This is a genomic window from Pseudogemmobacter blasticus (assembly GCF_003071405.1).
Lineage (GTDB): Bacteria > Pseudomonadota > Alphaproteobacteria > Rhodobacterales > Rhodobacteraceae > Pseudogemmobacter > Pseudogemmobacter blasticus.
In genome coordinates, this window is sequence record NZ_CP020470.1 from 3,147,206 (window position 1) to 3,161,577 (window position 14,372).

The 14,372-nt window shown below is 68.0% G+C and carries 15 protein-coding genes and 1 riboswitch; of the genes, 10 read left to right on the forward strand and 5 right to left on the reverse strand.

The window, feature by feature from the left end; translation table 11 throughout:
* Nucleotide 1 precedes the first annotated feature (1 nt).
* A complete protein-coding gene (locus tag B6K69_RS15375) occupies nt 2–547 on the reverse strand; it encodes a GNAT family N-acetyltransferase (protein WP_107674633.1) in 546 nt (181 codons plus the stop codon).
* 37 nt (nt 548–584) lie between these two features.
* Here B6K69_RS15375 and B6K69_RS15380 point away from each other — a divergent pair, with 37 nt between their 5' ends.
* A complete protein-coding gene (locus tag B6K69_RS15380) occupies nt 585–1,160 on the forward strand; it encodes a flavin reductase family protein (protein WP_108644964.1) in 576 nt (191 codons plus the stop codon).
* Nucleotides 1,161–1,169: 9 nt separating this feature from the next.
* Here B6K69_RS15380 and purD read toward each other — a convergent pair whose 3' ends face one another.
* Nucleotides 1,170–2,432 carry a phosphoribosylamine--glycine ligase gene (purD, locus tag B6K69_RS15385; protein WP_108644419.1) on the reverse strand — a complete coding sequence of 421 codons (1,263 nt, stop codon included), beginning with the start codon at nt 2,430–2,432 and terminating at the stop codon, nt 1,170–1,172.
* Nucleotides 2,433–2,642: 210 nt separating this feature from the next.
* Here purD and xseA point away from each other — a divergent pair, with 210 nt between their 5' ends.
* A complete protein-coding gene (gene xseA / locus B6K69_RS15390) occupies nt 2,643–4,262 on the forward strand; it encodes an exodeoxyribonuclease VII large subunit (protein WP_108644420.1) in 1,620 nt (539 codons plus the stop codon).
* 9 nt (nt 4,263–4,271) lie between these two features.
* Here xseA and B6K69_RS15395 read toward each other — a convergent pair whose 3' ends face one another.
* Genes B6K69_RS15395 through B6K69_RS15405 form a run of 3 tightly spaced genes read right to left on the reverse strand, consistent with a single transcriptional unit; the run spans nt 4,272 to nt 6,262 of the window.
* Nucleotides 4,272–4,697 (reverse strand): hypothetical protein, encoded by a 426-nt coding sequence (locus B6K69_RS15395; RefSeq protein ID WP_108644421.1) that lies wholly within the window; start codon nt 4,695–4,697, stop codon nt 4,272–4,274.
* The gene (locus B6K69_RS15400; protein ID WP_108644422.1) at nt 4,697–5,098 is read right to left on the reverse strand and encodes a hypothetical protein; all 402 of its coding nucleotides are present in this window, start codon (nt 5,096–5,098) and stop codon (nt 4,697–4,699) included. The genes B6K69_RS15395 and B6K69_RS15400 overlap by 1 nt, the downstream gene beginning before the upstream one ends.
* A 57-nt stretch (nt 5,099–5,155) precedes the next feature.
* A complete protein-coding gene (locus B6K69_RS15405; RefSeq protein WP_108644423.1) occupies nt 5,156–6,262 on the reverse strand; it encodes an alkane 1-monooxygenase in 1,107 nt (368 codons plus the stop codon).
* Nucleotides 6,263–6,442: 180 nt separating this feature from the next.
* Between B6K69_RS15405 and B6K69_RS15410 the strand changes: the two genes are divergently transcribed.
* The 8 genes from B6K69_RS15410 to folE2 all read left to right on the forward strand — a co-directional run bounded on the left by B6K69_RS15410 (nt 6,443) and on the right by folE2 (nt 14,335).
* Nucleotides 6,443–7,063: a lysoplasmalogenase family protein gene (locus B6K69_RS15410; protein ID WP_164681975.1), complete on the forward strand. Its 621-nt coding sequence runs from the start codon at nt 6,443–6,445 to the stop codon at nt 7,061–7,063.
* Nucleotides 7,064–7,114: 51 nt separating this feature from the next.
* Nucleotides 7,115–8,290: a signal recognition particle-docking protein FtsY gene (ftsY, locus tag B6K69_RS15415; protein WP_108644965.1), complete on the forward strand. Its 1,176-nt coding sequence runs from the start codon at nt 7,115–7,117 to the stop codon at nt 8,288–8,290.
* 22 nt (nt 8,291–8,312) lie between these two features.
* Nucleotides 8,313–9,212, forward strand: a complete 900-nt coding sequence (locus tag B6K69_RS15420; RefSeq protein WP_108644425.1) for an EamA family transporter — start codon at nt 8,313–8,315, stop codon at nt 9,210–9,212.
* A 4-nt stretch (nt 9,213–9,216) separates the two neighbouring features.
* Complete coding sequence (locus tag B6K69_RS15425; RefSeq protein WP_123876581.1) at nt 9,217–10,191, forward strand: hypothetical protein; 975 nt, start codon at nt 9,217–9,219, stop codon at nt 10,189–10,191.
* A gap of 131 nt (nt 10,192–10,322) precedes the next feature.
* A complete protein-coding gene (locus tag B6K69_RS15430) occupies nt 10,323–10,949 on the forward strand; it encodes an inner membrane-spanning protein YciB (RefSeq protein ID WP_108644427.1) in 627 nt (208 codons plus the stop codon).
* A gap of 92 nt (nt 10,950–11,041) precedes the next feature.
* A complete protein-coding gene (locus B6K69_RS15435; RefSeq protein WP_108644428.1) occupies nt 11,042–11,680 on the forward strand; it encodes a hypothetical protein in 639 nt (212 codons plus the stop codon).
* Between the two features lie 85 nt (nt 11,681–11,765).
* Nucleotides 11,766–11,843, forward strand: a riboswitch (SAM riboswitch).
* Between the two features lie 49 nt (nt 11,844–11,892).
* Complete coding sequence (gene metZ / locus B6K69_RS15440; RefSeq protein ID WP_108644429.1) at nt 11,893–13,074, forward strand: O-succinylhomoserine sulfhydrylase; 1,182 nt, start codon at nt 11,893–11,895, stop codon at nt 13,072–13,074.
* 169 nt (nt 13,075–13,243) lie between these two features.
* The gene (gene folE2, locus B6K69_RS15445) at nt 13,244–14,335 is read left to right on the forward strand and encodes a GTP cyclohydrolase FolE2 (RefSeq protein WP_108644430.1); all 1,092 of its coding nucleotides are present in this window, start codon (nt 13,244–13,246) and stop codon (nt 14,333–14,335) included.
* The last annotated feature ends 37 nt before the right edge of the window (nt 14,336–14,372 follow it).

A 14,372-nucleotide genomic window follows, 5' to 3' on the forward strand; every position in this document is an offset into this window, starting at 1 on the left:
ATCAGGTGGCGCGGGCAACCTTGCCGGTGATGCCGTTCCAGGCGCCGGCCTTGAGCTCGAACCCCAGAACCCGGTCGGGGTTGGTGGGGGGCGGCATCTCGACGCCCTCCAGCTTGCGGAAGCCGAAGCGCGAATAATAGGGGGCGTCGCCCACCAGCAGCACCCGTTCCCAGCCCAGCCGGCGCGCTTCGGCCAGGCTTTCGTTGATGAGAAGCCCGCCCAGCCCTTCGCCCTGCCGGGTGGGGTGCACGGCGACCGGGCCCAGCAGCAGGATGTCTTCTTCGCCCACCAGTGCGGGCCAGTAGCGGATGGCGCCGGCAAGGGTGCCGTCATCGTCGCGCAGGGTCAGGCACAGGGGGGCGACGGTCGGCACCCCATCGCGCAGCCGGTAAGAGGACAGCGCGGTTCGCCCCGGCGCGAAGCAGAGGTCGTAGAGCGCCTCGACTTCCCACCAGTCGGCTTCGGTTTCCTCTGCAAGCCGGTAGGCCAAGGCGGTGGCGTCCTTCTGTTCGGCGGGGTCGAATCTGCTGGCATCGCCCCGTAACATGCGATTGTGTCAGGGGCAAATGCACGAAGGGGGTGCCATGTTCTATCGCCCGGATCAGGGTCACGGTCTGGCCCACAACCCGTTCAAGGCGGTGGTCAGCCCACGGCCCATCGGCTGGATTTCCACGCGGATGAAGGGGGTTGGCGACAATCTGGCGCCCTATTCCTTTTTCAACGCCGTGGGCGATGATCCGCCGCTGGTGATGTTCGCGGGCGATGCGCGCGACAGTATCGGCAATGCCCGCGCCGCGGGCGTCTTTGCCGTCAACATCGTGGCCGAGGCCGCCTGGAGCGCGATGAACGCCACCTCGGCCCGGGTGGCGCCCGAGGTGGACGAATTCGCCCTGGCCGGGGTGGCCAAGGCCGAATGTGAAACGATCGACTGCCCCCGGGTGGCCGATGCGCCGGCCACGCTGGAATGTGTGGTCGAACGGCATGTCGAACTGCCCGGGGCCAACCATATGGTGATCGGCCGGGTCACCGGCGTGCATCTGCGCGACGATTGCCTGCGTGGCGGGCGGTTCGATGTCACCGCCTTCGTGCCGGTCGCGCGGCTGGGCTACAAGGACTATGCTTTCGTCCGCGAGGTGCGGGAACTGGACCGGCCCGGCTGAGCCGGCCGGTCAGAGCGCGCGCCAGCCGATGTCGGACCGGCAGAAACCCTCGGGCCAGTCGAGGTGGTCGATCATCGCATAGGCGCGGTTGCGCGCCTCGGCCAGCGTGTCGCCCCGGGCGGTGATGTTCAGCACGCGGCCGCCGTTGGCCACGATCTGCCCGTCGCGCTCGGCGGTGCCGGCGTGAAAGGCCATATGCCGGCTGTCTTCGGGCAGGCGGCGCAGCCCGTGGATGACCGATCCCTTGGCATAGGCGCCGGGATAGCCCTTCGCCGCCATGACCACGGTCAGCGCGTGGTCCTCGGCCCAGTTGACGCGGGCCTCGGCCAGCCGGCCTTCGGCGCAGGCCAGCAGCAGATCCAGCGCCTGCGCGCCAAGGCGCATCATCAGCACCTGCGTTTCGGGGTCGCCGAAGCGGCAGTTGTATTCCACCAGCCGGGCACGACCGTCCTCGATCATCAGCCCGGCGTAAAGGACGCCCTGATAGGGCGTGCCCCGGCGGGCCATTTCTCGGATGGTGGGCAGGACGATCTGGTCCATCGCCTGCTTTTGCAGGGCTTCGGTCAGCACCGGGGCGGGGGAATAGGCGCCCATGCCGCCGGTGTTGGGGCCGGTGTCGCCATCCCCCACCCGCTTGTGATCCTGCGCGGTGCCAATGGGTAGGGCGTTCACGCCATCCGACAGGATGAAGAAGCTGGCCTCTTCGCCGGCCATGAATTCCTCGATCACCACCTCGGCCCCGGCCGCGCCGAATTCGCCGCCGAACATGTCGTCCACCGCCGCCAGCGCCTCGGTCACGGTCATCGCCACGATGACGCCCTTGCCCGCGGCCAGGCCATCGGCCTTGATCACGATGGGCGCGCCCTGGGCCTGAACATGGGCACGGGCGGCGGCGGCTTCGGTGAAACGGGCATAGCCGGCGGTGGGGGCACCGCAGGCGTCGCAGATTTCCTTGGTGAAGGCTTTCGACGCCTCAAGCCGGGCGGCGGCGGCCGAAGGGCCGAAGGTCAGGATGCCGGCGGCGCGCGTGGCATCGGCCACGCCGGCGGCCAGCGGCGCCTCGGGGCCGACGATCACGAAATCAACCGCGTTCTCTTCGCAGAAGGCCACGACCGCCGTGCCGTCCAGGATGTCAAGCGAAGCGGTCTCGGCCAGTTGCGCGATGCCCGCATTGCCGGGGGCCACGATCAGCCGGTCGCATTTCGGGTTCTGCTTGACCGCCCAGGCCAAAGCATGTTCGCGCCCACCGGACCCAAGGATGAGGATGTTCATGGCGGTCTCCGACTGTTTGTCGCCTCATAGGTCGGCCGCAGCATTGTGGCAAGCCGCGAGGGGGCGCTGCCCCCGTCCTTCGGACTCCCCCGGGATATTTTCATTCTGAAAGAGGGGGCTTCTTTCAGAATGCAAATATCCCCGCCGGAGGCCCCGGTCGGACCAAGGCGGGAGGTTGCCATATGGGCGCCCTGCGGGCATGAACAGGGCATGGACCTCTTTGAAGACCCCGCGCCCCCGCCTGCCCCCGGCAATCAGCCCGAATACACCGTGTCCGAACTGTCGGGCGCGGTGAAGCGCGTGATCGAGGGCGAGTTCGGCCTTGTCCGGGTGCGGGGCGAGGTGGGGCGGGTCAGCCGGCCGGCCTCGGGGCATCTGTATTTCGACCTCAAGGATGACCGGGCGGTCATTGCGGCCATAAGCTGGAAGGGCCAGGTCGCGAAAATGCAGGTGCGGCCGGAAGAGGGGATGGAGGTCATCGCCACCGGCCGGATGACCACCTTCCCGGGCCAGTCGAAATATCAGCTCATCGTCGAGGATGTGGCGCCGGCAGGGGCGGGGGCCCTGATGGCGATGCTGGAAAAGCGCAAGGCCGCGCTGGGGGCCGAGGGGCTGTTCGACCCCGCGCGGAAAAAGCCCATCCCGTTCCTGCCGGGGGTGATCGGCGTGGTCACATCCCCCAGCGGGGCGGTCATCCGCGACATCCTTCACCGGCTGCGCGACCGCTTTCCCCGGCATGTGCTGATCTGGCCGGTGGCCGTTCAGGGCGAGAAATGCGCAGCCGAGGTGGCGGCGGCGATCCGCGGCTTCAACGCAATGCCGGCCGACGGGCCGGTGCCGCGGCCGGATGTCCTCATCGTGGCGCGCGGTGGCGGGTCGCTTGAGGATCTGTGGGGCTTCAACGAGGAAATCGTGGTGCGGGCGGCGGCGGCCAGCCGGATTCCGCTGATCAGTGCCGTGGGGCATGAGACGGACACCACCCTGATCGACTTTGCCGCCGACCTGCGTGCGCCCACGCCCACGGCGGCGGCGGAGCTGGCGGTGCCGGTGCGGCTGGAAATGGTTGCGGCGGTGGACGGGCTGACGGCCCGGCTCAGCCGGGCGCTGGCCGGCGGGATGGAGCGGCGGCGTCTGCGCCTGTCCGACCTGTCGCGCGGTCTGCCCCGGCTGGATGCGCTGACGGGGGGCGCGGCGCAGCGGCTGGACATGGCCTCGGGGCGGTTGTCGGGGGCGCTGGGGCTGATGGTGGCGCGCAAGCGCGGCGCCTTCGACGCGCGGGCGGGCCGGATGCGCCCCGATCTGCTGCTGGGGCTGGTGGCGCGGCGGCGCGACGGGCTGGACAAGCGGGCCGAGGCGCTGGCGTCCCGGCTGGCGCGGCGTCTGGAGCTGGCGCATCTGGGGCTGGACAAATGGGCGTCGCGGCTGGCGCCGGCCCTGCACCGGATGCTGGCGGATGCGGGCCGCAAGGGGGCTGACGGCCGGGCGCGGCTGGACGGGCTGGCGCAGCGGCTGGACGCGGCGCCGGCGCGGCGGCTGGCCGATCTGGCGCGGCGGCTTGAGGCGGTGGACCGCACCCGCCTGACGCTGGGCTATGCCGAAACGCTGAAACGCGGCTTTGCCGTGGTGCGCGCCGGCGGCCATGTCCTCACCCGTCGGGCCGAGGCCGAGGGCCGCCCCGCGCTGGAGATCGAATTCGCCGATGGCCGTCTGCCCGTGGCGCCCGCCGGGGCCACGCCGCCCCCGCCGCAAGCCGCCCCGCCGCAGCCCGCGAAGCGGACCAAGGACCGGGGCGATGGCGGTAGCGGCAGCGGGCAGGGCAGCCTGTTCTGACCGCGCGCCTCAGGCGCCGACAAAGCCCTCACAGCCGACCGGGCCGCCCTTTGACGGGTAAAGCATGATCGGCACGCTTTGCCGGTTGCCCTCGAACCAGCCCATGATCCAGCCACCCCGGTCATGATAGGCCCAGCAGACCGGGCGGTCGGGCTTGTCTTCGTAGCTGAAGCAGATCTGCTCGCCCACCTGCTGCCATGTGCCATGGATGCAGCGGTCGGCATCGCGCCAGATCACCCTTTGGCCCGAGAGGAAGGTTTCAACCCCGTAAAGCCCGCTTTCCGCATCATAGGTGTCCATCGTCTTACCGCGCGTCAGGGCATCGAAGGCCTCGGACGACAGCGCCGGGTCGGCGGGGCTTTCGTCGGCAAGGGCGGGAAGCCCGCCGACAGACAGGACAAGGGCGATGGCCCGCAGGGCGACGGCGGCGCGCATCAGACGCCCACGTCCGGGCCGGGGCAGTTCAGACCCTCGGGCGACCGGGCCACTTCGGTCAGCTCTTCGCCCGGGGCATTGTCGACGGACAGCGCCTTCAGCTTGCCGCCGTCGGTCCAGAAGGTCCAGCAATGCTCGTCCGGGTCGTATTCATAGACAAAGCAGATCAGGTCGCCCTTTTCGTACCAGCTTCCATACTGACAGTCGTCGGCGGTGAACTTCCAGCGCACCTTGCGGCCGGGCAGGTATTCCTCGATCCCGAAGACGGAACCGAATTGCGAATAGGTCAGGGTCTTGCCGGTGACATAGGCGTCAAACTCGGCCCCGGTCATGGGCACGTCATCGGCCGTGGCCGCAACGGCCGGCAGGGCAAGGATCAGGGCAAGGGCAACGGCGCGCATCGGGGACTCCGGTCAACGAACCGGGTCAGCCTGCCAGACTGCACGCCGCAGCACCAGTCAGGCAGGCGTGACCTCTGCGTGATCGGCCCCGCCATGCAGGCTGCGCCAGCGCTCCAGCTCGGGGCGCATCTGCCGTTTCCAGTATTTCGGGAACAGCGCCATCGTGCAGGCCACCGGCAGCGGCCAGGGCAGTTGCGGCGTCACCTCGGGCGTGTCCAGCCGCAGCAGCGGATAGGGGCGCGACGGGTTGGCATGGTGGTCGGAATGGCGCGGCGCGTTCAGCATCATGGCCGAGGTCAGCCAGTGCGGCGTGTTCCAGCTATGGTGCAGGGCAACGGGTTCGGCCTTGCCATCTTCGCGGGTGACGCGGCGCAGGCCGTAATGCTGCACATAGTCGGACAGATAGACCTGCACCTGCGCATGGGCCGCCAGCAGAAGCCAGACGATCAGCCCGGTGAAGCCGCCGATCGACAGCGCCAGGATCAGCGCGATCAGCGCCCCGCCGATGTAGAGGACATAGGGGTGAAGGTCGCGGATGCCGCTGCTGCTGCGGGCGCGCAGGTCGTTTTCGGCCTTCAGCCCGGCCTTGAAACTGTCAACCGAGGCGCGGCGGACGAAGGCATAGAAACTTTCGCCTTCACGCGCCGAGTTGGGGTCAAGGTCGGTGGCCACATGCCGGTGGTGCACCAGCCGGTGCGCGCTGGCATGGTGGCCGATCAGCATCGCGGAATAGACCGCCTGTCCCAGATGGAACATCGGCTTGTTGGTGCGGTGGATCAGCTCATGCGCGGCGGGGTGGGCGACCTGGCCCAGCCACAGGCCGGTGCCCAGGAACATCAGCAGCCGCTCGCCCAGCGACAGGCTGGAACTGTCCCCGGCAATGGCCCAGGTGGCGATGGGCAGGATCACCAGCGCCGCCGCGCCAACGCCCACCAGCACGTTGTCCGACGACAGCACGTCCTGCCCTTCGGGCGCATCGGCGGTGCCGAAGGGCAGCAGTTGATCCAGCAGAACGGTGAAGGCCGCCATGTACAGGAAGCCGACCCATAGCCAGAACCCGCCCTGCGCCGCGCCAAGTGCCAGAAAGGCGACCGGCAGCACCGAGGCAAGGGTGAAGGCAACCAGAGGCACGGGGCGGGAGGATTTCTTGAGCATTTTCAGCATACCAGAGGCACCTTTTCGCTTGTGGGTCATAGTATCACAGGAACGGGCAAGGACCAGTGCCGCGGCGCCGCAACCCCGGCCGCAGGGGGCCTGTCGCCGCGGTGTGACGCCACGGCGGGCTTTGCGGGGGCCGTCTGCGGTGACAGGATGCGCCAGCAGCCGGCAGGAGATCGCGGATACATGCTGATTTTTTTCATTCTGGCCGCAGCGATTCCCGCGCTGGTCTATCTCTGGCGCCATGCCGGCCAGCCGGCGCAGGCCGCGCAGGGGCCGGCCCTGATCAAGACCGCGGCGACCGCGCTGCTGGTGCTGGGCGGGCTGGTTGCCGGGGCGCCCTGGCTGATCGTGGCGGGGCTCGCGCTGGGGGCGCTGGGTGATTACGCGCTGGCCCGGCCCGGCGACCGGGCCTTTCTGGCCGGGATGGTGGCTTTCGGCCTGGGGCATCTGGCCTATGCGGCGGCCTTCTGGACCGGGCATCCCGGCCCGTGGTGGGCGGTGGCGCTGGTTCTGGCACTGGTCGGGTCAACCGAGGGCTGGCTTGCCCCCAGGGTGCCGCCGGCGCTGGTGCTGCCGGTGCGGGTCTATATCGGGCTGATCGCCATGATGGGCGTTGCCGCGCTGTGCCAGCCGGCCGGGCCGGTGCTGGCGGGGGTGGTGATGTTCCTGGCGTCCGACACGCTGCTGGCCTGGGAGAAGTTCGTCGCCCGCGCCCCCGTCCGTGCGGTCTCATGGGCAGTCTGGGCGCTTTACTGGGGCGGGCAAGCGCTGATTCTCTGGGGGGCGATGGGCGGCCTTTCCTAACCGGGACAAAGCGATTAGGTGAAGGACAACCCCAGCGGCAGAGAGGCGGGCATGTCCTTCTTCAAGAAACTCAAGGATCGGATGTTCCGGTCGTCCGACAAGATCGGCGAGGGGCTTGAGGCGCTGGTTGCGGAAGGCGCGGATACGCCCGAGGTCGAGGTGCCGGTGACCCTGCCGGATGAACAGCCCGATCCTTCGCCGCAGGAATGGCCGGCGGATGCGCCGGATGAGGCGCCCGACCTGCCCGACGAATTGCCCGACGACACCCCTGATGAATTGCCGCAAGAGGTTTCGCCGCAATTCCGCGCGCATGAAGCTGAGGCTGCGGCGCCTGCGGCGGCCAAGCCGGGCCTGCTGGGCCGTCTGTTCGGACGCGCGGCGGCTGATGAGCCGCGCCGGGTGCTGGATGACGCCATGCTGGAAAGCCTGGAGGAAGTGCTGATCCAGGCCGACATGGGCGTGGAAACGGCAACGCGCGTCACCGCCAACATCGCCGAGGGGCGCTATGGTCGCAAGATCAGCACGCGCGAGCTGCGTCAGGCGCTGGCCGATGAGGTGACGCGGATCATGACCCCGGTCGCCCGCCCCATGCCGCTCTATCCGAAGCGGCCGCAGGTGGTGCTGGTGGTTGGTGTCAACGGATCGGGCAAGACCACGACCATCGGCAAGCTGGCCAGCCAGTTCAAGGCCGCCGGCAAGTCGGTGGTGATCGCGGCGGGCGACACGTTCCGCGCGGCGGCGGTGGACCAGTTGAAGATCTGGGGCACCCGCGCCGGCGTGCCGGTGCTGACCGCGCCCGAAGGCAGCGATCCGGCAAGCCTGGCCTTTGACGCGCTGACCCGCGCGCAGGCCGAAGGGGCAGACCTCTTGATGATCGACACCGCCGGACGGTTGCAGAACCGCGCCGACCTGATGGAAGAGCTGGCCAAGATTGTTCGCGTGATCCGCAAGGTTGATCCGACGGCGCCGCACAACACGCTTCTGGTGCTGGATGCCACCACCGGGCAGAACGCGGTGACGCAGGTCGACATCTTCCGCAAGATCGCCGATGTGACCGGGCTGGTGATGACCAAGCTGGACGGCACCGCCAAGGGCGGCGTTCTGGTGGCCCTGGCCGACAGGTTCGGTCTGCCGATCCATGCCATCGGCCTGGGCGAACAGATCGACGACCTGTCGCCCTTTGACCCCGAGGATTTCGCCCGCGCGCTGGTGGGGCTGGACGGCTGAACCGCCGTCCGGGGCGCCACAAGTGACCGATTGGCTGATTTCCATCGAAGGCACGCCCGCCGGCCATCAGGTCGCGCTGGTGCTGGCGCTGATGGCGGCGGTGCTTCATGCGCTGTTCGGCGCGTTGCAGAAGGGCCGGCACGACCCCTGGCTCAGCCGCGCCGCCATTGACGCCAGCTATGGCGTGATCGCGGCCCCCTTCGCGCTGTTCGTGGTGCCTTGGCCAGAGCCGCACATGTGGCCGATCTTCGCCGGCGCCTTCGTCATCCACGCCGTCTACAAGGTGTTGCAGGCGATGACCTACACCCGCGGCGCCTATACCGTGGTTTATCCGGTGGTGCGCGGCACCGGCCCGCTGTTCACCTTTGCCGCCGCGGGCGTTGTCTTTGGCGAGGTTTACGCACCGGGCCAATGGGCCGGGCTGTTCCTGTTGACCGGCGGCATTCTCGGGCTGGCGGTCTGGAACCTGCGGCGGCTTGAGGTGGGGCGCGAAAGTCTGGGGCCCGCGCTGGGCTTCGCGGCGGCAACCGGGGCGTTGGTGGCGGCCTATACCACCTATGATGCCTATGGCATCCGCGCGACGGCGAACCCGTTTACCTTTCTGGCCTGGTTCTTCCTGATCGACAGCCTGTTCATTCCCGCCGTCACCGTCCGGCGCTGGTGGGGGCTGGCGCACGAGGAAGTGATCCCGCTGCTGAAACGCGGAATTCTGGGCGCAATCGTGGCCTATTTCAGCTTTGGCGCCATCATGCTGGCCACAAGGATCGACAAGGTGGGGCAGGCGGCCACCCTGCGCGAGACAAGCACGGTCTTTGCCGCCTTGATCGGCTGGCTGGTTCTGCGCGAGAAGGTGGGGCCGGTGCGCACCGCCCTGATGGCGGTGATCGCGGCCGGCGCAGTCCTGATCGAGGTGGCGGGGTAGGAAAATGGCAGGTCGCAGTCGGGGTGCGGTATGGGCTGCGGTGCTTGCGGCCGGGCTGGCCGGGCCGGGGGCCACCCTGGCCCAGACCACGCCGGGTGAGGCCTGCGCGCAGGTCTGGTCGGCCCTCATCGCCGGCAGCCCCGACGGTGTTGCCATCAGCGGCGAGGTTGAAGAGGGCAAGGGCGGCTGGTGCATCGTGCGCAACGTGGTGCTTGATTCGCCCGCCCGCTATTCCCCCGATCCGCATATCCGCGAACTGCGCTTTGCCGGCCGTCTGGGCGAGGCGGTGCCGGGGCCGGCGGCGGCCGCGCAGGGCAGCGCCCTTGACAGCCTTCAGATCGAGATCGACGGCCTGACCCTGCCGGTTCGCACCGACGATCCGGCGACCAACTACCTTCTGGCCGCGCAGGCACAGGTCAGCCCGATGTCGATGCGGTTCCAGGCTGACTGGGACCGCGACGCGCGGCGGCTGAAGATCGTCCGCTTCGACCTTGCCCTGTGGGGGGAAAACCGCATCACCCTGCGCGCGGTGATCGACAATGTTGACCTTTCGTCGAAATCCGCAACCCAGATGGCGCTGACCGGCTTTGCCATCCGCGAGGCCGATCTGGCCATCACCACCCGCGGCCTGTTTGAAAGCTACGTCCTGCCGTCGCTGATCAGCCGGTTCGACCCGACCGCCGGAACCTCGGTCGAGGCGCAGGCCGAGGTCTTGCGCCAGTCGGCGCTGGACGCGGTGGCCGCGCTGCCTGAACCGGCCTTTGCGCCCGACAGCAAGGCCGCGCTGGGCGAGTTGCTGCGCGACCTGCCAAACCCGGCGGGCACGTTGCGCGTGCAGCTTCGGGCCAAGACCGGCTTTGGCCCGGCCCGGCTGATGTCCTATGCCATGACCGGCGTGCCGCAATCGCCGGACGGGCTGGCGCCGCTGTTCGACGGCGCGACCTTCGGCATCGACTGGGAACGCGCCGCCCCGAAATAGGGCGGCATCCCTCCGCACGGCTTTCTGATCGGGGCGCCGGTTGCCAAGGGTTGATCCCGTGGCCGGTTCCGGGCCAGAAGGGGCGCAATGCCTGCCCACGGCGGGCGCGGCGCGACGCGCGGAGAGACCGGATGGCCGAAAAGCAGATCAACCCTGTCCTGAAACAGGCGCTGGAACTGGGCCCGACGATCCTGTTCTTCGTCATCTACATGTGGATCAAGGATGACACCTTCCACATCGGCGGCACCGCCTATTCCGGCTTCATCATTGCCGCGCTGGCGCTGATCCCGATCCTGCTCGCCTCGATCGCCGCGCTGTGGCTGCTGTCGGGCAAGCTGTCGCGGATGCAGATATTCACCGGCCTTGCCGTTCTGTTCTTCGGGGCGCTGACCGCCTGGTTCAACGACGAGCGGTTCTTCAAGATGAAGACGACGCTGGTCTATGGCAGCTTTGCCGTCATCCTGGGCTTTGGCCTGCTGCGCGGGCGCAGCTACCTGCAGTTCATCCTGTCCGAAGCCCTGCCGATGCAGCCCCAGGGCTGGATGATCCTGACCCGCCGCCTGACGCTGGCCTTCGCCGCCCTGGCCGTCGCGAATGAGGTGATCTGGCGCACGCAATCGACCGAGCTTTGGGTCAAGCTGGAAACCTTCGCCTTCCCCATCGCGCTGTTCCTGTTCCTGATGCTGCAGATCGGCGCCCTCAGCCGCTATGTGATCGAACCGGAAACCCCGCCGGAAGACGGCCCGCCGCGCCGCTGATCGCGGCCCGGCTGTCGGTGCGCGAAATTTCGCCTCAGGGTTGCCATTTTTCTCCTTTAAGCAGAGTCCGGTTTCCCCAGGGATCGACCGCCATGCTGCGCCACATCGCCGAATCGTTCCGCCTGTTCCTTGACCTGTTCCAGGATCTTCCGCCCTTGCCGCGGCGCACCTTCCTGCCCGGCGCGGTGCTGCTGCTGGCCTATCCGCTGCTGTCGGTGCTGCTGGGCACCGGGGAAGAGGAGCAGGCCTTCGTGACTGCGTTCCTGCTGGCCATGGCGGTGCGGATCGGCCTGCGGTTCGAGGATGTCGCCCGCCCGCTGATGCGGCCCGGCCGTCAGGCCCGCACGGCAGTGCTGCTGCTGGCCGTGGCGCTGCTGCCGCTGGCGCTTCTGGCGGCTGCTGGCGAAATGCGGTGGTGCCAGCGCCTGCCGTCGTTCTACTTCCTCCTCTGCGGCGGCCTCTATCTGTCTGACATGCTGGCGGACCGCACGGCGCTGGCCCGCCGGTTCTGGCCGCAGCCCGAAATGCAGGGACATCTGGCCGCGATGACGCGCTTCATGGTGCTGTTCAGCCTGTCGTTCGTGCTGCTGAACGAAACCATGATCCGGTCGCTGGACCCGTCGCACTGGCTGCTGTTCTGGGCCGTCCTGCCGGTTCTGTCGCATACGGTTCTGGCCGCCCTGCGCGAAACCGTGCTGGGCCTTGAGGATGATCGCGACACGGCGATCTGACGCCTTTCCCCCCTTGCAGGGCCAAAGATCCTGCCGCGCCATGCCCGCCGTGGTGCAGCTTGACCCGGCCGGATGATGGGCGTATGCCGCCCTTCGTGGCGCTTTGTTACCGGATTGCGGGCCACGTTAAACAAACCGCTAAAGAGGTTACGGGTCACCCCGGAACCTTGATCGGTTTCGGGGTTTTTCATTTGGCCTTGGGGGCCCGGACGATGACGAAGAACTGGAAGACGCGCACGACACTGGTGCATGAAGGCATCCGCCGTAGCCAGTATGGCGAGATGGCCGAAGCGATCTTCCTGACCCAGGGGTTCGCCTATGACAGCGCCGAGCAGGCCGAGGCCCGCTTCATCAAGGCCGAGGCGGATGAATTCATCTATGCCCGCTACGGCAACCCCACCACCCGCATGTTCGAGGACCGGATCGCCGCGCTGGAAGGCACCGAGGACGCCTTCGCCACCGCCAGCGGCATGGCGGCCGTCAACGGGGCGCTGACCAGCCTGCTCAGGGCCGGCGACCATGTGGTCAGCGCGCGGGCGCTGTTCGGGTCTTGCCTCTATATTCTGGAAGATGTGCTGGGCCGCTTCGGGGTGAAGGTCACCTTCGTGGACGGTCACGATCTGGACCAGTGGCGAAAGGCCGTGACGCCGGGCACCAAGGCGGTGTTCTTCGAGTCGGTCTCGAACCCGACGCTCACGCTGGTGGACATCCGCGGCGTGGCCGAAATCGCCCATGCCGTGGGCGCCACGGTCATCGTGGACAACGTGTTTGCCACGCCGATCTTTTCCCGCGCGGTCGAACAGGGGGCCGATGTGGTGGTCTATTCCACCACCAAGCATATCGACGGTCAGGGCCGGGCCCTGGGCGGGGTGATCTGCGGCACCACCGAATTTGTGCGCAAGGTGGCCGAGCCTTACATGAAACACACCGGCGGCAGCATGAGCCCGCTGACCGCCTGGCTGCACCTGAACGGGCTGGCAACGCTGGACCTGCGCTGCCGGGCCATGGCCGACAGCGCGGCGCGCATCGCGGCGGCGCTGGAGGCGCATCCGAAGGTGGCCAAGGTGCTGTATCCCGGCCTGCCAAGCCACCCCCAGCACGATCTGGCGATGGCCCAGATGGGCAGCGGCGGCACGCTGATCGCCTTCGAGGTGGCCGGTGGCAAGGACGCCGCGTTCCGCTTCCTGAACGCGCTGACCATCGCCTGCATCTCGAACAACCTGGGCGATGCCAAGACGATTGCCACCCATCCGGCCACCACCACCCACCAGCGCCTGCCCGACGATCAGAAGGTGGCACTGGGCATCTCGCCGGGGCTGATCCGGCTGTCGGTTGGGCTGGAGGACGTGGGCGACCTGCTGGCCGATCTGACCGGGGCGCTGGCGGCGGCGTGAACGTCGCAAACGCGGCTTGTGATTCGGCCGGGAATGCCTATCTGATGTGAGCCTTGCCAAAGGCCGGCGCGGAAACGCGGTGATCCGTTGGCGGGGCTGCAACGTAACTATCCGGAAATTGACGGCTGGCCCCGATGGCCCGCGCCCGAACCGAAAGGATCCCCCTCCGATGAACCTGCATACCCCCGAGATCGACCGCAAGCCTTCGCGCGAAGAGGCCGAGGCGGCACTGGCGGTGCTGCGGCAATGGGCCGGCAAATCGTCGGACGAAGAGATTTCGCGGCTGGACCCGGCCGTCGGAAATCTGCTGCCCGGTCATGGCTATCCGGCGCTAAGCCGCGTCTACCCGGCCGATTTCGTGGCGGATGATGCCTACAAGGCCACGCTGCCCGACCTGCAGAACGGTCCGGCCAGCCTGATCGTGGGTGAACGCCAGACCATCCAGCATGTCGGCATTTCCAACTTTCGCCTGCCGATCCGCTATCGCACCCGCGACAATGGCGAGGTGATGCTGGAAACCAGCGTGACCGGCACCGTCAGCCTGGAGGCGGAAAAGAAGGGCATCAACATGAGCCGCATCATGCGGTCTTTCTATGCCCATTCCGAAAAGGACTTCAGCTTCGCGGTGATCGAACACGCGCTGGACGACTACAAGCGCGACCTGGGCGCCTTTGATGCGCGCATCCAGATGCGGTTTTCCTTCCCGGTCCGCGTCGCAAGCCTGCGGTCGGGCCTGTCCGGCTGGCAGTATTACGACATCGCGCTGGAGCTGGTGGACGCAGGCGGCGTGCGCAAGAAGATCATGCACCTCGATTACGTCTATTCCAGCACCTGCCCGTGCAGCCTGGAACTCAGCGAACATGCCCGCATGACCCGCGGCCAGTTGGCCACGCCCCATTCGCAGCGGTCGGTGGCGCGGATCTCGGTCGAATTGTCGGGCAAGGCCTGCCTGTGGTTCGAAGACTTGATCGACCTTGCGCGCGAAGGTGTGCCGACCGAAACGCAGGTCATGGTCAAGCGCGAGGATGAGCAGGCCTTCGCCGAACTGAACGCGGCGAACCCGATCTTCGTCGAAGACGCGGCGCGCAGCTTCTGCAAGGCGCTGAAGGCCGATGCGCGGGTGGGCGATTTCCGGGTGGTGGCCAGCCATCAGGAAAGCCTGCACAGCCATGATGCGGTCAGCCTGCTGACCGAAGGGCCGACCTTCGCCGCCGAAAGCCTGGACCCCCGGCTGTTCGCCAGCCTGATCCACGCCGGCTGAAACCCGCCCGGCACCGCCGGCACGGCTTGGCTTGCCC